Raw genomic sequence first — 18,172 nt, forward strand, 5'->3', positions numbered from 1 at the left:
GCGCAAACTGAATCCCGCCTTCCGACTGCTTTTGAAATTTTCTCGCTCATTTAATTCTACAAGATCGGTAGTCTTAATGGAAATGCATATGCGAGGAGAGCCTGAAATGACAAAGAAGCTGGTCGTGGGGATGTCGGGCAATCTGACCCGGCCGTCGAAGACCAACGCGTTCATCAGTCATATCGCCGGCGAGGTGGCGGACCACATCGGGGCGACGTCGACTGTAGGCGTCGCCTTTGCTGGGCAGTTCGATGAGATTGACATCCTCCTTCTTGAGGCCGGCGGCCTGCAGGACCCTAAGTACGAGCGCGCCTTGTGCCTGACCGGGGCTGAACGCAATCCGTTTGCCACGCAAATCCGCGAGCGACTTGACCTCGACGCCCGGCGCAATGCCGAGTTGATAAATCGGGTGCGCAACCGGATCCTTGCGGAACTTCGCGGCAATGATCTTGACCTTGAGGCCCGTCCAGGTCGCGTGGATGGGCGGAATGTCGGCGACGGATCCGACGTCCAGTGCATTGGCGCGAAAAGCTTCGATTGTCTGGGGACCGCCGCTGATATTGGCCCACTCCACCTTGAACGGCAGTTTGTCGATCAGACCCGAGAGCTCCAGTGCCCTTTGCGTCTCAGGATCGCCGATACGAAGCACGGTGCCATCCAGGATCTTGGTCGGCAGTTTACCCGCGGCCGGACTGCCCGCCTGGGCACTGAAAGCGAAGGAAGAAGCGACCAAGGTTACCACCAAAGCGGTGACCAGTGCGCCAAACCTCCTTCTCGAAAATCTCTCCACAGCTGACATCATCGTCTTGCTCCAATTTTGGAAATGGCTCCTACTTTCGCTGTTCAGTATGTCTATCAATTATGTAGACGATAAAGTATCGGATGCTGTTCTTTGCCATCCGAGGGAAACGCTGTTCGCCTCCAATGCTCATTTGGGGCACGTGTCCCTCAATGCGCTGAGTGTGGCTTGGGGAGAGTGAGGACGCTTGCAGATCTTTGACAGGATCGATTCACTGATAGACGCAGACGATTGCCGGGCCGCGATCGAAGAGGCGCGCGCCCTGCTGCTTCAGCTTGAACAAAGGTCTGACGCGCTCACACATGCGATCGACGACTTTCTGCTCGATCTCATGACGCTGGCTTTTATTGTTGAATGTTATGGACGCGGCTTTGAACTTCTGGCACGAACGCTTGCCCGTAGAAGACTGTCAAAGGTCAGGCTTTTGTCGGGAGGGGCCGATTCCGCCAGGGGGAAATCACATCCAAAGACTGCTGGCTGAAGCGGCGATCGCGCCGCGTTGCAGACAGTGACGAAGGCGGAAAACCGAGGCCCTTTTAGGTGTGAAGGTTAAAACCTCCAGAGGGACATCTGATGCGATGGAACTGTGGCCGCATTCTGCAGCACGCCGTACTTCTAGACGGTCCGGTAGAGTAGCAGATCGAGCGCAAATGGTATGATTTAGGTCGTGGTACGTCTGCCCAAGAACTAATGATTGTGGGACGGAGCGCAGCCGACACTCCGTCCCGTAGGCAGCGCCCCTTGCCCCCGCGAGCAGGGGGTTAGCTGGCTGCCTTGGGCGGTAGCGGGATCATGTTCGCGCTGTAGGAGCAGACCGCCCAGCCCCGGTCGGAAGCGTGGCCACCCGGCGAACGGGCATGCGCCTGCAATTCGATACTCCGCGGCTGCGGCAGGTCGGGGATCACCTCGATATTGTCGGTGAACCGGACGCGATATTCCTATTCCGAGTCGTTGCCAGAGATCAGGCCGCCCTTTGCCGTCTCCTTGGCAAGTGCATAGCCGTGCGGGGCCGTGATCCTCTGCACCTGGCTGTCGCACGCGGCTCGACGGCCATCGAGACCGGTAGCGTCGGTGGTGCATTGGGCCGTGACATTGATGGCCTGTGGCGCTGCGGCCTGTACCGCAAGCCAGACCGGCCAAGGCGGTCAGCCCAAGCAGGCTCACTCCGAGCACGTAGTTGCGCATGATCGTAACTCCTGGATCGATTGGATTCCTCCGAAGATCAGGTGTGACATCGGATTTTCAATTTAATGGAACAACGATCCCGTCCCATCAAATAGGTTGACGCGTTCTTCGTCTCTTGCAGATAATTGTTCCAGTTTTTCCGCGCCGCTGCGAAAAATGAGGAAACCAACAGCCAGAAAGTATCCAAGTTGCAGCACCAAAGCGCCGAGTGCAGTCCAAATCAATGAGTACCAGCACGATCCGGTCACATAATATGTCCAACTCAGAAGAACTGCCAATACAACTGTCGCGATAACTAAACACCTTGGAAAATACATATTTCCCTCCAAGCTTCTGCCCAAAAAGGTTCCGTTTGCTCGATCTCATTGCCTACCGTCTCATCTTTTCCATTCGGCGGCAAGAGGGTCAGAGAATATTGCTCCAATTGGATGGTATATCATTCGAAAAAGTAAAATGACAGCTACGTTCTGAGGATACTAGACCCTCCACCAAGTGGCGAATCCTATCGCGAAGACTGTTACGACGATCCAGAACACACACGTCTGATCTCCGCTTCGGCCCGATTTCCCATCGTCGAACAAATCGTAACCGCGCATTCCTCCAAGCGTCAGCATTCCACAGGACAATAGCAACAATATCGATAAGCTCATGAGCGAGGGGAGCAACATGGCTCGGTCTAGTCTCCGCTGGAAAACTCTCTGGACATACGATTAGAGTCGGTAACGCGTATCCACGGCCTACCGGGTACTCGACCAGGCTTAAGCGGTCGCGGGATCGCTTTCACCACTGCGTGAACATGGCTCTGTGCCTCGACAGACACGCTACGGATGATCTTCGTGCCGTCCATCTCCTCGACCTTGAAACTTTCCATCGACCTGCTTTCCTCGCTCGGACCAATTACCAAAATTCCGAAACGAAAGACCTCCATGGACCGCATCTTTCGTGAGCAAGAACGCAACGAATCGCTAGACGCATTCCTGGCCGGCGGGGTAAGAAGCCCGCGGGTTTTTGGCGGAGACGTTGATGCCGGATTTTGACGTGCCTTGCATCAGCAATGCCATTGTCGACGTCATCGCCCAGTCCGACGAGGAATTCCTCGAGACCAACGGCATCATCAGGGGAGCGATGAACCTGATCGACACGGAGCGCGCCGAACTGCTTTACAGCCGCTTGGGCCCGGCGATCAAAGCCTCCCGCGGCAGCGCCGGTAACACGGCGGCAGACGTCGCCAGCTTCGGCAAGGTCTCCAACGATGTGCTCGGCGAAATCTGTGCACACGACATCCATGCCCCGGGCGTCGCTTTCGACACCAAACCACTCAAGGGCGACCCTCCGACCGCGCGCTCGATGAACCCGTATCTGGGCGCTTGCCTCGAGCCCGGACCGTGGGATGGCGAGGCCGACAAGGCTTCGGGCGCCAAGATCACCCATTTCGTGGGTTATCTGTGGGACCCGCCGCGCGACAGCTACCGCTGCCCCGACTCTGCGAGCGTTTAGTAGCTTCGCCTTGGGCCAGGTCGTTCTCGTGAACTGGGGCACACCGATTACGGCATTTTGTCGCATGACCATCTCTTCATTTCTGTCGATCAAGGCGAATCCGGTCCTTTCGGACTCGATCCGAAATACGGCGGAGGAGGTCTTTTTCATGGATAATGTCACGGTTGAGACCTCCCTTTTATTGCTTTTCGACCGGCAAGTTCCTCCGGAAGGGCTTGCGGCGACATTCGCCGGATTGATCTTGTCGTGCGATGGTGGCCGTCGGCGCCGAGCGATCCCGGTTTCGGCTTCTCGGAGCTCCTCGGTAGGCGTTCGAACCGGCGACTGGTCAGCGTGAGCCTTCCGACCGCTTCGTGGCGCTCGTGGCTTGCCTTGTGACGAACCGTTGACATCATCGCGAATGCCAGCATGACCAGCGAGACGTGCCGATGCCATCCGTGCCAAGAACGGGTTATGTTATGGTCAAGGCCCAATTCTCTCTTTGCAGTGCGAAGGCCTTCCTCGATAATCCCGCAACATTGCTGCACTGCGATCAGTGTTTCGATCTCGGTTCCCGCTGGAGACCATGTTGAAAAGTAGGAGAGGGCCTGGTTCGCATCGCGTCGGATCAATAGCCCCGGAGTCCAGAGCCCAGAACGCGTTCTGTCGTATTCCGCGACATCCAAGTCAGAGAACCGACAGTAAGCCCATTGCTGGGGTCCAGAGTCGTCCCGGCCATCTCCTGGGTGGAAATTCCGCCACAAAGAGGGATCGAGGTTCCCTGCGATATCTTCGGCCGCTCCCTCTGCAGGGAGCACGCTATTTCGGGAAGCAAAATGGTGGTTAGCGCTAACGCCGAGCACATAGCCCTTGCACCAGCGTCGCAAGGCCATTTCGATTTCGACGCTGCCATAGATGCGGTCAGCAGCCACCCAGCGTAGCGGTACATCGGCAGCCACGTTGCGTGCGATCATATTCAATGCCAGGCGGGACTTTGTTGCGAAAGTTGTGCCGGCAGGCGCGTAGGCCCGCGCCAAGCGGGTAGGGTCATCCGTCCAGGCCCTTGGAAGATACAGCGCGCGATCAACGAAAGCATGCCCGTGCCTGGATGCATAGCCCGCGAACATGCCGATCTGGCAGTTGGCCATCCTTCCCGTCGAGCCGTCGACCTGCCGCGCTACTCCGCACGAAGTGTTGCCTTGCTTGATGAAACCCGTCTCATCGATCACGAGGACCGCTTCGTTGTCCGCCAGCGTTTCAAGCGCGTATTTGCGCACTATGTCGCGTAAGGCGTCTGCGTCCCATTTTGCCCTTCCGAGAATGGCCTGCAGACGCCACGGCCCGGGGTCTCCCGCAGCCTCGACGCGCATCCCGCCAGTCTTGCGGTGCTCGTCTAGGAGTAGGCCTTCAAGGAACAGTCCGGCCGAAATCGCCACGCGTTCCTGAGGGAAAAGACGCCTAATCCGCGATTTCACCTCGCGCAATGACGCCGCCCACATTTCCAATGTCGTTTCAATCGATTCAATCATCACCAATAACCCCTTTGCCCGCCTGTCCAGGAATCGAAAAAATGAGTAATTCAACTCCGAAAACGCAATCGGAATACTCTCCTCTTTCTCGATTGCTTTTTGCCGATAACAGTAAGGCCATGGCGGCAATTTAGGTGGCGAACAAATCACATATTCTCTTGTTAGAAACAAGCTTGACTTGGCAAATTTCGATTGCCATAACCCCGGCGCGATCAAGAATGATAGCATAGCGGCGAATGGTGGAAGGATAAACGTGAGGATGGCTATGGGTCTCACGATACAATATTAGCTGCCACTAATAAAAATTGGTTATACCGTCAATCTGGAACTCGTGTACGCTTACATGAATCCCGAACGATTAAGTATTGCCATTCAGAAAGTCGCAACAGTATGTGGAATTCCCGAGATGCTGACCTCTATGTCCATGACGTTCTCTTATGCCTGCGAATGGGATCTTCAATGAGGCAGGAAGCCGATGGAAACCCGTGAAATTATGCTTGTCTTCGTGCATTGGATTTTTGTCTAAATCAACCAAGTTGATTGCAGGTGAGTACTTTCGAGAGCAAGGGAGAGAACTGGTGACCAGTTGTTGGATATTGTGCCGCTTGCGAAGATTTATGATCAACGCAAGCGAAACCTTTTCAAGAGGCTCGCGCTTGCGACGGCGTATATTGGTCAACGGGTGAGCATGGCCCACCAACATGAATAGAACAGCTGAGACCATGGCCGTGTTTGAAGTGCCGATGCCGATGACGGCAGCCGGCGTCAACGGCGAGCATGAGAAGGCACGCGCCGACCTTGGTGTCCGTTGGCATGTGGCCGGCGTACTTCAGGGTAAGGAGTCCATCGCTGAACAACATCTTCGCCTGCAGGGTTTTGCTTCTTCGTGCCACGTGGGGAGAGAACAGTTCGTCACGCCCGGCGGCTCTCAAAACGAATATCAGCGTATTTTCCCGGGTACATGTTTGTAGCCTTCGACGTCACTCAGCAACGCTGGCGCTCTGTCAACGGGACTATCGGTATCCGCTCTTTGATCACGCAAGGGGATAGGCCGCTTCCGGTCCCTTTTGGCTTAGTCGAGCGGTTCATTGCATTGACCGGCAAAGACGGCCTGCTTGATTTCAGCGGTGGCCTTTTGCCGGGATCTTCGGTTCGAATTGTATCAGGTCCTTTTGCCGAGTTGATAGGTCGCCTTGATCGGCTTGACCCTACAGGGCGGGCCCGGGTTCTGATCTCTTTCATGAATGGCGAAATCCCTGTCGATCTGGAGTCCAGGGGTCTTGTCGGAATTGCGTGATCAGAGGGCGTTCGTTCTCGTCTCGCAATTTCACGACTGCATGTGAAAACTTCCGGTTTCACCCGGAAGTGCGGTAGCTGTGGTTTGGCTACGTCCGATAATTCTGAGCATGAACAGGTAAAGAGACGGAGCGGGGACAGGTGAAACTGGATGATAAAAAGATAGCGATTATCGGGCTCGGCTACGTCGGGCTTCCACTGGCCGTCGCCTTTGGCGTGAGGCGGCCCGTTATAGGTTTCGACATAAGCGAAGCGCGGATTGCCGCCCTAAGGCGCGGTGAGGATTCCACGCTCGAGACCGACGGAGCCGAGATATCTGCCGCTACAGGCCTGGTTTTCACGACCGACAGGACGGAACTCAAAGCCTGCGGGATCTTCATCGTCACCGTGCCGACCCCCATAGACAAGGCCAATCGCCCCGATCTGGCACCGCTTGTTGCCGCATCAAAGACAGTGGGCGAAGCGATCTCTCCGGGCGCTGTCGTTGTCTTTGAGTCGACAGTCTATCCCGGCTGTACCGAGGAAGTCTGCGCGCCGTTGATAGAGAAAGCCTCAGGCCTGCGTTTCAACAAGGATTTCTTTTTGGGATACAGCCCCGAACGCGTCAATCCAGGCGATCGCGAACACCGCCTGCAAACGATCGTGAAGGTGACCAGCGGCTCGACCCCGGAAGCAGCCAACGCCATAGATGCGCTCTATGCTTCGATAGTGTCTGCGGGGACACATCTGGTCGGCAGTATCGCCGTGGCGGAAGCCGCCAAGGTCATCGAGAACACGCAGCGCGATCTCAACATCGCGCTAATGAATGAGCTTTCGCTGATCTTCGGCAGGCTGGGAATCGACACATCCGAGGTGCTGGCCGCCGCCGGTACCAAATGGAATTTCCTGCGCTTCACGCCCGGCCTGGTTGGCGGCCATTGCATAGGGGTCGACCCCTACTATCTCACACACAAGGCGCAGGAGCTCGGCTACCACCCCGAGGTGATCCTGGCCGGCCGCCGCATCAATGACGGCATGGGGCAGCATGCGGCGGACCAAGCGACGCGCCTGATGATGCGCAAGGGCATATCGGTCGTCGGCAGCAGGATCTTGGTTATGGGCGCGGCCTTCAAGGAAAACTGCCCGGATCTGCGCAATTCCAAAGTCGCCGACATCGTCAGTCGGCTTCAAGAATACAATGCCGTAATAGATATCTGGGACCCTTGGGTTTCGCCAGAAGAATGCGCCTATGAACTCGGCCTTCCCAGCACGAGGAGCAAGCCCGAAGGCCGCTATGACGGAATCGTCGTGGCGGTTGGGCACAGAGAGTTCCAGACGCTTGGCATTGTCGGCCTGAAGGAGCTGCGCAAGAATCCCGGAGTTATCTACGATATAAAAGGCATCTTCCCTAAGGAACATACGGATGGGCGTTTCTGATGAAGGTTCTGGTCACCGGCGCGGCCGGCTTCATTGGCTATCATGTCGCTAGGCGATTGCTGGAGCGCGGCGACGAGGTCGTTGGCATTGATAGCGTCAACGCCTATTACGACCCAGGCATCAAGGAAGGGCGCCTGAAACTCCTTCAGGAATTCAACAAGACGAACAATTCCGGCTTCCATTTCATCCGCTCCAACCTGGCCGATCGCGCCGCCGTCGAATCCTGCTTTGCCGAGCACGAATTCGACCGCGTCATCCATCTTGCCGCGCAGGCAGGCGTGCGCTTTAGTTTAGTGAATCCGCATGCCTATGTTGAGAGCAACATCATTGCTTTCACCAACATCATCGAGGCATGCCGCCATGCTAGCATTGCGCATTTGACCTATGCCAGCACGTCCAGCGTTTATGGTGCCAACACAAACATGCCGTTTTCCGAGCACAGGCCAGCTGATCACCCCTTGCAGTTCTACGCTGCCACCAAGCGTGCCAACGAGCTGATGGCGCACAGCTACAGCCATCTGTTCCGGCTGCCGACCACAGGCCTGCGCTTTTTCACGGTCTATGGTCCTTGGGGTCGACCCGATATGGCGCTGTTCCTGTTCACCAGGAACATCCTTGCTGGACTCCCGATTAAGCTGTTCAACAATGGCAACCACACGCGTGACTTCACCTTTGTCGAGGATATCGCTGAAGGCGTGGTGCGCGCGAGCGACCAGCCAGCCACACCCAATGATGCGTGGGACTCCGCCAATCCGGACTCGTCCACCAGCAATGCACCTTGGCGCGTTTTCAACATCGGCAATAACAATCCGGTTAAGCTGACCGACTATGTCATGGCGCTGGAAGCTGCGCTGGGCAGAAGGGCGATTGTCGAACTGTTGCCACTGCAGGCTGGCGACGTGCCCGATACCTTCGCCGACACCTCGGCGCTGGAGCAGGCCGTCGGCTACCGCCCGGGCACGTCCGTGCCCGAGGGCGTCGGCCGGTTTGTGGACTGGTATCAGGCGTATTTCGGCGGCAGCGCATTCCGATGATGAACGCTCCATGCTTTCAGCAATTTTGAAAGACTTTCATCTCGCTCCGGCGTCGACGTCAACTTGGGCCTCTCCCGACATTGATGCCCGCTGACGCATCGGCCGAATTGGCTTCGATCGGGGCGATCGTGTCGTTCGTCGTCGCCGGTCCGAAAAGCCGATTGCCACCGATCCACTTCAGTCGGCGTTCCACATAGGCCGGCGTCGAGGCTCCGACACGAGGTCGTACTAGCTGCGGCGCTCGTGAAACGCCGGCTCAGACGAACAAGGCTCAGTTGGCGACCACCTGGCTGCTTGAGGATGAGGAATGGAATCTACGGTCGGCGGCACATCATCAAGAAGAGTCCCATATTTGAGGATAATCCTTCGAATTCTGGCACGTAACCCGAATATAAAGATGGGCGAGCGGCGCGAAATCTATGATAAAGCTCAAGAGCAACTTAAGATCGCCATGGGAAATATGCGCGCTCCGCTCGACAGTGAGCTGCAGGATATCGAACTTAGGATACTAAGACAGACGATCCGTCTCTTGGAGCAAGACATTCGAGCCGGCGTAGATGTTTGGCGCGCGGGATACCAACCCGCGGAATTGGACGCGCTCATTCAAAAGAACGAACAGGCTAAAATTAACATCCAGGCACGTCGCGATTTAATGGTGATACGTGCAGAGCGAGAGACACTTAGAGCAAAGAAGGACCGCGACTACGCCGCGCTAATACAAAGCCAAGACGAAACACTAGAATACATGGAAGCCATTACGAACTTCAATACCAGCCTAGCAGGTAACGCAAACGACGCTCACAAACATAACTTGAGGTCGATAAAAATAATATGGGCGCTATTTATCCATAATTTCCACGCTATAAACGGAGACGGCCCATTTGCTTTTATATGGCTATTGATTCAACCGATGATTATGTTGGGAATTATTAGCTCGGTCTATTTGTTGGTCGGAACTCACTACATTCTCAATATGGACGTTCCTACATTTGCCCTGCTTGGATCAGGAACGTGGGTAGCCTGCCGCATGACGATTTTTCGCGTGAGTGGGCAAATAGCTCACAACCGCGTAATGTTAAACCTGCCAATGGTTTCCCCTTTCCACCAGGGCATAACCACAGCAATACTGTACTTGATCGTTTACATGGTTTCTATGGCGCTTCTCTTCGGTATCGGCCGCTATCTTGGTGTGATATCATTGCCGGACGATATTCTTACCGCGTTTTTTTACTTCGTTGGTATGTGGCTGTGTGGCGTAAGTATAGGTTTCATATTTGGTGTTATTATCGGGGTGTGGCCGTTTTTTGCGCGATTGACCGGCGCCGTCGAGCGTTCGTTGCAGATTTTTTCTTCGGTGTTTTACGTTACGGAGCAATTCCCAGAAGTATATAGAAAATATGTTCTTTGGAACCCCTTGAGTCATGGCATGCAACTTTTACGTGGCGCGTATTTCCATTCATATCCATGCACTGACGCAAAGCCTTCATATTTTTGGCTTGCGGTTATTTCCTTGGCTTGCTCTGCCCTTATTTTGGAGGGATGGTTCCGGCGACACGTGCAGCCGGTCTAACTGGTCTCTAGCCCGTCCTATTCATGACGGATCTGGGTTTGTTTGCCGCTGAGCGGCGGACAGGTGGCGGCTCGGCGTCTTTTTCACCGCGGCTGAGACTGGACTTTGGAACGCGCTGGAGGGTCAAGGTATCGGGTTCGGCGGGGCCTGCTGCCCCGGCGGTCATGGTCCTGCCGGTAGCAGATTGCTGGCGATCGCCCGGAACAGACTTGCCTCGGGACAGGCGGCGGCGAAGGCCAGGCGGATGCGCGAGACGGTTTCGATGACGCGGGCGCCGCGCTTGAGCAGCCTGAGCCGCAGCGTAGCGAACTCGGCGTTGCGCAGATGATGGGTCGTTGGCACCGCCTCGCGCAGGGTGAGCATCAACCAGTATGCGGCGGTGTGCAGGACAAGACGGACCTGGTTGGCAATCGGTGAGCGGCAGGAGGTTCGGTCGGATGCGAGCTGGCTCTTGTGCATCTTGATCAGGTTTTCGGCCTGGCCGCGGGCGCAGTAGATCACGTCGTAGATGTGCTCGGCAGAGCCTTTGTCGAGATTGGTGACGACGAAGCGGATGTCGAGGCCGAGGGTGGTTGCCTCGATGCGAGCGCAGGTGCGGCGTTCGGCCTTCCAGGACTTCGCCTTGTAGCGGGTCTCGGCATAGCCGCGCAGCACAGGCTTGCGCTCGAGCGCGCGGCGGGTGCGGATGTCGTCGGCGCTCTCGTCGACGAGCCGCTGCAGAACCTTGTTGCCGGGTAGGCCGAAGAGGTAGTCGATCGCATTGTTCTCGCACCAGGCCATGACTTGCGCCCGGCCGTAATGGCTGTCGCCACGGATCAGGATGCGGGTGGTCGGCCAGCGGGCGCGGATGCGGCGCACGAGACGGCGCAGATGGCCGCGGATCTCCTTGCCCGCCGGGGTCTTGCCAGGACGCAGGATCATGGCGACCGGGCGTCCTGTCGCGGCGTCGTAGATGTGGATCGGCAGGAAGCAACGCTCGTCGTAGTGGGCGTTGAAGAGCGAGAGCTGCTGATGGCCGTGAACGACATCCAGCGTATCATCGATGTCGAGCGTGACGCTTGCGGGCGGCGCGGCATAGCTCGACAGCCAGAGATCGACCAGCACCCAGCTGAGCCGGATGACGGTGCGCAGGTCAGGCAGGTTCTCCAGCCGCGAGCAGGTCGGCTGCGAGCACAGATCAATCCCGCTGTCGGGCAGCCGCCCGCAGGCGAGCTTGAAGGCCGGGTCGGTACGCAGTCGGTCGAGATCATTGGCGTCCTCGTAGCCGCACGCGATCGCAAAGATGCGGGCGCGCAGAATGTCGGCCATGGCGTGCGTCACCCGCTCTGGATCGCGCCGATCGTGGATCACCGCGGCCAGCCTGTCGGCCAGTTGCAGGCGACGCTCGGCTGCGGCCAGAAGCATGACGCCGCCATCCGAGGTGATGCGGCCGCCGTCAAACGCAGCTGTGATCTTCTTGCGTCCGACGGCTGGAAAAGACAGCGGCAGCAACGTATTCTCGGTCATGGCGGGTGTGGCTCGCGAGATGAGGTGGAAGGGTTGGCCTAAGCAACCGAATCCTACGCCATATCAACCGCTTAAGCTACATCCGCCAGCCTCAAAAGCCCATCGTCGTGCATAAGACGGGCTAGAAACGCTCGGCGGCCTTCGACAACATGGGTGAGACTGACATGAATTGCTGGAGCTCCCAACTCCTAATGCCAGCAGTTTTGGCGCAAACGTGGATGAGATGGCCGCCGGCGTCCGCGGCGCGTGGCAGCACGGATATAACAAGACTGGTAGCAGAAATAAATCGCTGGAAAGCAACTGCATCGCCAGGGATGTGCTAAGTTTGATGATTTCCTTTCAACGAACATCAGACGAGCCTGAGATCGCTGGCATTCGTCGACAAATCGCTTCGTCTGTAGACCTCGATATCCCAACGGGACGATATGCACTGCTTACAAGTGATCCGCTTGCGAAAAAGCCCGCGGTTGATCTTCTGGCCGGGCTCAGGCCTCCGCAGGTGGGGAGGATAAGTTTCATTGGCTTGACGTCGTGGCCGATTGGCCGGCCGGCTTTTTTGCGTGGCAATGTGACTGGCCGACACGTGATTGCCTTGATATGCAGGCTTTACGGCTTGGATATGCATGTATCAAATGCGATGCTAGAGACGATGGTTACGGACCCTAGGCATATAAATGGGAAAGTAGAACATTGGCCGGCGGAATTTCGGTATGAATTCGGCCTTGCCGCCGCGCTTCTGCCGCCTTTCGATATTTATATAGTTGAAGCGGTATTCCCGTTCCTTAAAGACCGCTTCAGCTACCTGTGGAATACACTCTTCGAAAAGCGATCGGCTGGCAAGATGCTCATAGCAGGGAGCAATCGGGTTGCCGATCTCAGCAAATACTGCGACAGGGCTATTGTCGTTAATAGGGGACGAGTGACAATTGCGAATGATCTCAAAAAGGCCCTTGATCGGTATCCGCCTCGTGTTGCCTCTTACGATGCTCAGAAAGAGTTCGAAGACGACCTTGCCGACGACCCTCTCTGATGCAGAAACCCCAAACTTCCCGGTCTCACCTGCAGAGGCTCCAACCTTCCCAGTCTCACCTGGAGGGGTGGACGACCAAGCTCGATTTATCCAACTACGTCGCGTAACGCGCAGGCGATCAAAATGGGGTACCTGGGCGGCGGCTCTCTGTGTAACGCTGCCGATTTTGACGACGTCGCTGTTCGTTTTCTTCATCGCCACCCCGATGTATACGACGGAGGTGAGGTTCGCGATCCGCGGAGGATCCGACACCATGCAAGCGACGTCACCTGTCAGCTCGTTATTCTCGTCAGGTAGTGGACCGATGGATGGCTATGTTGATGGATATGCGGCCCGGGACTTTCTGGTTTCGCGGGAGGCTTTGGCGAGGCTAGGACACCGGATCGATATCCGGAATCTATTTATCAGAACGAATTCCGATCCCTTGGTGCGGTTACCGCAGAATGCGGATGACGATCAGCTCTTCGACGCTTATAGGGCGCGCGTGACAGCGCGCTTCAATATGCTGGAACAGATCGTCGTGATGGACGTCAGCTCTTTTAAGCCAGAGGACTCGGTGCTCATCGCGTCCTCTCTCGTTCGGATGACCGAGGAATTCGCAGATCAAATGAACCAACGCGCTCGTGAAGATGCTTTGCGATTCAGCGAGCAAGAATTGGCCCGCGCAGAGAGGCGTACCACAGAAGCCAGGCAGCAAATGGCTAATTGGCGGAGCGAGACCGGCATCGTCGATCCGACGGCTGACGTGACAATGCTAAACGGATTGATCAATCAATTGGAAACACAGCGGACAGCTGATCAAAACGAGCTCGCCACGATCGACGCGTCCGGTGCGAGCGATCATCCTCGGCGTCGACCGCTCCTCCTCGACATCAAGACATTGACGGATCGGATCGCGGAGACGCGCAAGCGATTAGGCGGCCCCAGTGGATCAGCAACTGACCAGATCTCCCGCTATGAGGCTCTGAACGCTGCCCTGGAATATTCCGAGACCAATTTGACATCGGCCCGGCAGGCGCTCGATTACGCTCGGCAAGCCGCCATCCGACAGCAAAAATATGTGATTGTGATCGCCGAGCCCAGGGCGGATGGAAGACCGTCTTATCCGGACCCGATCACAAGCCTACTGGCGGCATCGATCATCGGTGTCGGTCTCGCCTTTTTCGGCTCTCTGATAGTAAGCATCGTTCGATCACAATTCGCCGCGTGACGTCCGGCAGGCTTTGGCCAGCGCAACAGGGTCGATGACGACGGCGCCGCGCCTGCGCGCCTCAAGGTCAACATAGCTATGCAGTTCGCCATTACGATCGTCGCCGCCGCGGCCGATGGCGAGTGTCGGTCCGAAGTCCAGTGCAGGTCTCCTTCCGCTTGCTCTACGACGATTCCGTACCAATAGCTGCTACCGCTAGGGGACATTATCAAGCTGATGAAAAAAACAAGTCACTTATTATTACTTTTGCCCGCGCTGTTGATGGGCTGCGTTAACTTGCCGGCCTCGGGGCCCACGGCCAGTGCAGTGGTTAATGCGCAGGGTAAAGGTGCCGATTCCGCACTCTATGAGGTAGTCGATATCACTGATGCTACCCTGGCTGTGCTACGTAACCGCCCATCCGGTGATCTTGCCAGTCAATTCTCACGCCATCCGCCAGCGCCTTCGCAGGCACTCACGATCGGAGACCAGATTGTCGTGACGATTTTCGAAGCGGCTTCCGGCGGACTTTTCTCCGGATCATCGACGCCAGGTGCGCCCATGGGAAGCTCGCACAGCATTTCACTTCCACAGCAAACCGTCGACCGTGATGGATCAATCAGCGTGCCCTACGCAGGCCGTATCACTGCAGCCGGCCGCACGCCAGGCTCCCTGGCAAAGGCGATAGAGGCGCGATTGGCAAATAAAGCCGTTGAGCCACAGGTCATCGTTTCGACGCAGGGCAGCGCGGCTACCGCGACGGTTTCAGGCGACGCGACCGGCTCGGCGCGCGTGGCGCTTTCTTTGAAAGGTGATCGTCTACTGGAGGTTATTGCTCAATCTGGAGGCATAAGGACAATGCCGCAGGAGACCAAGGTTCGCCTAACACGCGGCGCCCTGAGCGAGGTGACTCTTCTCGACACGATCCTAAAAGATCCCAGTCAAAATGTCTTCGTATATCCGGGGGACAATATCTATGTGTATCGCGACCCTCCGATTTTTGTGGCGCTTGGTGCCGTTACCGCCCAAAACGACTACCCCATAGACAAAGAACCCATGTCTCTCCTTCAAGCCATAGCCAAAGCGGGCGGGCTTCAAGATGCGCAAGCCGACAGTAGTGCGATATTTCTTTTTCGGCGCGAAGAGGCAAGCTTAGTACGCGCATTGAAGCCCAATTCAACTCATCTTATGGGGTCTGACCCAGTTCCAGTTATCTATCGTCTGCGACTCAATAAGGCGGATAACTACTTCTATGCACAGCAGCTCGCCATTCGTGATAGGGACATCATATACGTCGCCAACTCGCCGGTGGTTCAGTTCAACAAATTTGTAACGATGGTCAGAGGGATTACCTCAACAGCAGGCTCGTTGCGAGGTGTCGCTTTCGCCAATTGAATTTGCCCCCGCCAGCCGTCGTGCTCGTGTGAACAATTTGCCTGCGACAAGCACGAGATACTCACAACAAGGCCCTACGGTTTCTCACACGCCTATGGTCGTCTACACACTTAAGGATCCTGTATGACGTTGCCGGTCATTCGGTTCGGATATGTCATGCATCGCGTCACCATTTGCAGTTGACAGGCGCGGGTGCAAGGTCAAGTGGACACTCCGTTCCGGAAGCCAACGGCTAATATTCTTATCGTTACGCGGAGATAGATGAAATGATGGTGGATGTAGTTGACAGGTTTCTCTCGGTAGCTTCTCGTCATCCTGGGCGCTTGGCCATAGACGTTGGCGCGCGTCAATATTCTTATGCTTGGCTTGAGGAGCGAGTCCGAATCTACGCACAGATTTTTTCGTCATTCGAGCAGCCGCGAATTGCGATCGCGCTCCCTCAAGAGGCCGATGCTTATGCGTGCATCCTGGCGTCCGGATTAGCCGGGGGCTTCCATACGCCCCTGAACACGGTTGCGCCGATACAAAAGCTTCGGCGAATCCTGCATCGGTTGCAACCTGATCTTCTCGTGGCCAAGCCACAGTTGGCGGCTGAAATTGCCACTGCAGTTCCTAACTTGAAGGTCTTGGATCCAGATATGATCAATACAGATCGCTGTTTCTTGGGTAATGGAACGCGCCACGAACTAGCCTATGTCATGTTCACGTCAGGATCGACTGGCGAGCCAAAGGGCGTAATGGTTTCACGCAAAGCATTGGCAAACTACGTTTCCTGGCTGGAGAGCCTTCATATCACCCCGGATGATCGTCTCTCGCAACAGCCAAATCTAGCATTCGATATCAGCATGACAGATATATTTGGGGCACTATGCCATGGCGCTTCGCTTCACCCCTTGCTGGATGAGGGCGACAGAATGTTGCCCGCCGAATTTATCGCGAGGCAAGCTATTACGATCTGGAATTCCACGCCTAGCGCCGTTAGCTTGATGATGCGGGCGCGGCACGTAACAAGGAAAAACCTAGGGAGTGTTCGGCTGTTTAATTTCTGCGGGGAACCGCTCGTCAGACAGCAACTGGACGCCATTTTTTCCGCATTGCCAGACACGCTCGCCCAAAATACCTATGGCCCCACCGAAGCTACGATCTCTGTAACTGAGCAAGTTCTGACCTCCGACAACTACGGATCTTACTGCCATACGTCTGCCGCCCTGGGTCAGACCATACCAGGCATGAAGATCTCGCTTATTGGCGGGCGTTCTCCCACCGAGGGTCAGATTGTGATTAGCGGTCCCCAACTTGCCGAGGGCTATTGGAACGATCCGGAAAAGACCGAGCAGCAGTTCCGCGTATTGGATGAGTTGTCGGGGGAGCGTGGGTATCTGACCGGTGACTGGGCGGAAATCCGTGACGATCGCTTGTTCTTCAAGGAGCGGATTGATTTTCAGGTTAAGGTAAAGGGATACCGGATCGAGCTCGATGAGATCGTTTCCGCCATTCGGCAGTGCGGGTGGCCTGTGGCTGTCGTCTTTAAACGAGGCGATGGACTCGCGGCTGTCGTGGAATCTAACGGGCTGGGACCGCTCAATGAGCGCGAGCTGAAAGCAGCGTTGTCAGAAATCGTCGAAGCCCATGCCATACCGACATGGATCCTTGAGATTCAGAGAGCACCGCGCAGCGAGAATGACAAACTGGATCGCACAGCAGCAGCAGTCTGGTTCGAGGACAATCTTATTATGAAGAAGGAGCGGACATGATAGAGGACAGCAAATTGTTTCAGACAGTCGTCGAAATCATAAACGGCGAGTTTCCTGAGAATGACACCGAAATTGCACGGGAGACCGTTGCGGAAGATGTCATTGGTTGGGACAGCATGGCGCATGTTAGTCTCATCGCAATGATTGAAGAGGCATTCAGCGTTCGTTTCAGCGGTGCGGAGATCGTCACTTTCGAGAATGTCGGCGGCCTTTTCGATGTTCTTAAAGAGAAGATATCGAGGAAGTAAGAAATAAGCTTCTTTATATTCAGCGTGCATTATTCTTATATTACAAGAGGTGGATACCTTGGACCAGAATATCAGGCGATTGGTGAAGGGAGAGATTGAGAACGACTTTTCAGAAGAGGGAAAGGCGTTTTTGGGTGACCTCGTATATCAAGCGTTGCCGGAGTTGTATGACAAGGTTCCGATCGACCGTCCGAAGCTCAACCTCATTTTAGCCGATCAAATTGATTCACCGTCGACCGAGCTCTCAGAAACTTGGACCCTGTGGGAAGAGGGTGCAATTTTGGGGCTTCTATCAGTTGTCGACGCAGGCGAACTGGATGCATCCCAGCGGATGGGAATGTTGGACATCGTGCGGCACCTGGATCGGGACGCTAGGATGAATTTCAAGAGAGCCCTCGAAGGCCATGGCTCGAATGTTGAAACCCTTGCATCAGGGGAGGGAAAATATCTCCCGCGTATGGCCGTGGCCGAGGCGGCTCGGGGAAAAGGAGTTGCGCGGCGGTTGATGCATCATGTGCTTGATCGCTATCCTAATACTCCAATATACCTACACGTTGCGAACACAAACGCGATCGTCATAAAGCTGCACAAGTCGCTAGGATTTCAGTTTCAAACTGAATCAGACTTTCCGATTCGCGTTCTGGTCCGTAATCCACAATAGTTCGGATCGAGAACTAGTCATTCACCTTGAGGAATGGCGAAGATCCATAGCGCACCGCTGTGCGAGCCAAATCGCGTCCCTTAT

15 protein-coding genes and 3 pseudogenes are annotated in these 18,172 nt (G+C 55.8%); 14 read left to right on the forward strand and 4 right to left on the reverse strand.

Annotated features, from left to right (window positions below; all coding sequences use genetic code 11):
- Positions 1 to 223: 223 nt before the first annotated feature.
- Positions 224 to 799 (reverse strand): annotated as a pseudogene (locus AC0V8S_RS40900) (ABC transporter substrate-binding protein); the annotation flags it as partial.
- 187 nt (positions 800 to 986) lie between these two features.
- Between AC0V8S_RS40900 and AC0V8S_RS40905 the strand changes: the two are divergent.
- Complete coding sequence (locus AC0V8S_RS40905; RefSeq protein ID WP_475439258.1) at positions 987 to 1,280, forward strand: hypothetical protein; 294 nt, start codon at positions 987 to 989, stop codon at positions 1,278 to 1,280.
- A gap of 766 nt (positions 1,281 to 2,046) precedes the next feature.
- Here the strand turns inward: AC0V8S_RS40905 and AC0V8S_RS40910 are convergent.
- Positions 2,047 to 2,301, reverse strand: coding sequence for an exopolysaccharide production repressor protein (locus AC0V8S_RS40910; RefSeq protein ID WP_475439259.1), 255 nt, complete (start codon positions 2,299 to 2,301; stop codon positions 2,047 to 2,049).
- A gap of 510 nt (positions 2,302 to 2,811) precedes the next feature.
- Between AC0V8S_RS40910 and AC0V8S_RS40915 the strand changes: the two genes are divergently transcribed.
- Both AC0V8S_RS40915 and AC0V8S_RS40920 read left to right on the forward strand, forming a co-directional pair.
- Positions 2,812 to 3,021: a hypothetical protein gene (locus AC0V8S_RS40915; protein ID WP_475439260.1), complete on the forward strand. Its 210-nt coding sequence runs from the start codon at positions 2,812 to 2,814 to the stop codon at positions 3,019 to 3,021.
- Positions 3,008 to 3,445 (forward strand): annotated as a pseudogene (locus AC0V8S_RS40920) (carbohydrate kinase family protein); the annotation flags it as partial. The gene AC0V8S_RS40915 and the pseudogene AC0V8S_RS40920, both read left to right, overlap by 14 nt.
- Before the next feature lie 401 nt (positions 3,446 to 3,846).
- Here the strand turns inward: AC0V8S_RS40920 and AC0V8S_RS40925 are convergent.
- Positions 3,847 to 4,989: pseudogene (locus AC0V8S_RS40925) on the reverse strand (IS701 family transposase); the annotation flags it as partial.
- A 722-nt stretch (positions 4,990 to 5,711) separates the two neighbouring features.
- Between AC0V8S_RS40925 and AC0V8S_RS40930 the strand changes: the two are divergent.
- The 5 genes from AC0V8S_RS40930 (at position 5,712) to AC0V8S_RS40950 (ending at position 10,305) form a co-directional block, all read left to right on the forward strand.
- Positions 5,712 to 5,960 carry a hypothetical protein gene (locus AC0V8S_RS40930; protein WP_475439519.1) on the forward strand — a complete coding sequence of 83 codons (249 nt, stop codon included), beginning with the start codon at positions 5,712 to 5,714 and terminating at the stop codon, positions 5,958 to 5,960.
- Positions 5,876 to 6,286, forward strand: coding sequence for a transcription termination/antitermination protein NusG (gene nusG, locus AC0V8S_RS40935; RefSeq protein ID WP_475439261.1), 411 nt, complete (start codon positions 5,876 to 5,878; stop codon positions 6,284 to 6,286). The genes AC0V8S_RS40930 and nusG overlap by 85 nt, the downstream gene beginning before the upstream one ends.
- Before the next feature lie 140 nt (positions 6,287 to 6,426).
- Entirely contained in the window at positions 6,427 to 7,701 is a 1,275-nt protein-coding gene (locus AC0V8S_RS40940; RefSeq protein WP_475439262.1) for a nucleotide sugar dehydrogenase, read from the forward strand.
- Entirely contained in the window at positions 7,701 to 8,735 is a 1,035-nt protein-coding gene (locus AC0V8S_RS40945) for an NAD-dependent epimerase (protein ID WP_475439263.1), read from the forward strand. Before AC0V8S_RS40940 ends, AC0V8S_RS40945 begins: the two co-directional genes overlap by 1 nt.
- A gap of 307 nt (positions 8,736 to 9,042) precedes the next feature.
- Positions 9,043 to 10,305 carry an ABC transporter permease gene (locus tag AC0V8S_RS40950; protein WP_475439264.1) on the forward strand — a complete coding sequence of 421 codons (1,263 nt, stop codon included), beginning with the start codon at positions 9,043 to 9,045 and terminating at the stop codon, positions 10,303 to 10,305.
- Positions 10,306 to 10,467: 162 nt separating this feature from the next.
- On the opposite strand, the gene AC0V8S_RS40955 is transcribed toward AC0V8S_RS40950, so the two are convergent.
- Positions 10,468 to 11,811, reverse strand: a complete 1,344-nt coding sequence (locus AC0V8S_RS40955; protein ID WP_475439265.1) for an IS1380 family transposase — start codon at positions 11,809 to 11,811, stop codon at positions 10,468 to 10,470.
- A gap of 223 nt (positions 11,812 to 12,034) precedes the next feature.
- On the opposite strand from AC0V8S_RS40955, the gene AC0V8S_RS40960 reads away from it, so the two are divergent.
- From AC0V8S_RS40960 to AC0V8S_RS40985, 6 genes are all read left to right on the forward strand, one after another.
- Positions 12,035 to 12,841, forward strand: coding sequence for a P-loop NTPase family protein (locus AC0V8S_RS40960; RefSeq protein WP_475439266.1), 807 nt, complete (start codon positions 12,035 to 12,037; stop codon positions 12,839 to 12,841).
- 304 nt (positions 12,842 to 13,145) lie between these two features.
- Positions 13,146 to 14,051: a KpsE/RkpR family capsule polysaccharide export protein gene (locus AC0V8S_RS40965; RefSeq protein WP_475439267.1), complete on the forward strand. Its 906-nt coding sequence runs from the start codon at positions 13,146 to 13,148 to the stop codon at positions 14,049 to 14,051.
- Between the two features lie 216 nt (positions 14,052 to 14,267).
- A complete protein-coding gene (locus AC0V8S_RS40970) occupies positions 14,268 to 15,425 on the forward strand; it encodes a polysaccharide biosynthesis/export family protein (RefSeq protein ID WP_475439268.1) in 1,158 nt (385 codons plus the stop codon).
- A 266-nt stretch (positions 15,426 to 15,691) separates the two neighbouring features.
- Positions 15,692 to 17,179, forward strand: a complete 1,488-nt coding sequence (locus tag AC0V8S_RS40975; protein ID WP_475439269.1) for an AMP-binding protein — start codon at positions 15,692 to 15,694, stop codon at positions 17,177 to 17,179.
- On the forward strand, positions 17,176 to 17,427 hold the full coding sequence (locus tag AC0V8S_RS40980) for an acyl carrier protein (protein WP_475439270.1): 252 nt from the start codon (positions 17,176 to 17,178) through the stop codon (positions 17,425 to 17,427). The genes AC0V8S_RS40975 and AC0V8S_RS40980 overlap by 4 nt, the downstream gene beginning before the upstream one ends.
- 58 nt (positions 17,428 to 17,485) lie before the next feature.
- Entirely contained in the window at positions 17,486 to 18,088 is a 603-nt protein-coding gene (locus AC0V8S_RS40985) for a GNAT family N-acetyltransferase (protein ID WP_475439271.1), read from the forward strand.
- The last annotated feature ends 84 nt before the right edge of the window (positions 18,089 to 18,172 follow it).

It is taken from the genome of Mesorhizobium oxytropidicola, assembly GCF_056174625.1.

What these genes read in the sequence shown, in the direction of transcription:
- AC0V8S_RS40910 (WP_475439259.1), bottom strand. Translation starts at nt 2,301, where the DNA reads ATGTATTTTCCAAGGTGTTTAGTTATCGCGACAGTTGTATTGGCAGTT.
- AC0V8S_RS40915 (WP_475439260.1), top strand. Translation starts at nt 2,812, where the DNA reads ATGATCTTCGTGCCGTCCATCTCCTCGACCTTGAAACTTTCCATCGAC.
- AC0V8S_RS40930 (WP_475439519.1), top strand. Translation starts at nt 5,712, where the DNA reads ATGGCCGTGTTTGAAGTGCCGATGCCGATGACGGCAGCCGGCGTCAAC.
- AC0V8S_RS40945 (WP_475439263.1), top strand. Translation starts at nt 7,701, where the DNA reads ATGAAGGTTCTGGTCACCGGCGCGGCCGGCTTCATTGGCTATCATGTC.
- AC0V8S_RS40950 (WP_475439264.1), top strand. Translation starts at nt 9,043, where the DNA reads ATGGAATCTACGGTCGGCGGCACATCATCAAGAAGAGTCCCATATTTG.
- AC0V8S_RS40955 (WP_475439265.1), bottom strand. Translation starts at nt 11,811, where the DNA reads ATGACCGAGAATACGTTGCTGCCGCTGTCTTTTCCAGCCGTCGGACGC.
- AC0V8S_RS40960 (WP_475439266.1), top strand. Translation starts at nt 12,035, where the DNA reads ATGGCCGCCGGCGTCCGCGGCGCGTGGCAGCACGGATATAACAAGACT.
- AC0V8S_RS40965 (WP_475439267.1), top strand. Translation starts at nt 13,146, where the DNA reads ATGGATGGCTATGTTGATGGATATGCGGCCCGGGACTTTCTGGTTTCG.
- AC0V8S_RS40970 (WP_475439268.1), top strand. Translation starts at nt 14,268, where the DNA reads ATGAAAAAAACAAGTCACTTATTATTACTTTTGCCCGCGCTGTTGATG.
- AC0V8S_RS40975 (WP_475439269.1), top strand. Translation starts at nt 15,692, where the DNA reads ATGATGGTGGATGTAGTTGACAGGTTTCTCTCGGTAGCTTCTCGTCAT.
- AC0V8S_RS40980 (WP_475439270.1), top strand. Translation starts at nt 17,176, where the DNA reads ATGATAGAGGACAGCAAATTGTTTCAGACAGTCGTCGAAATCATAAAC.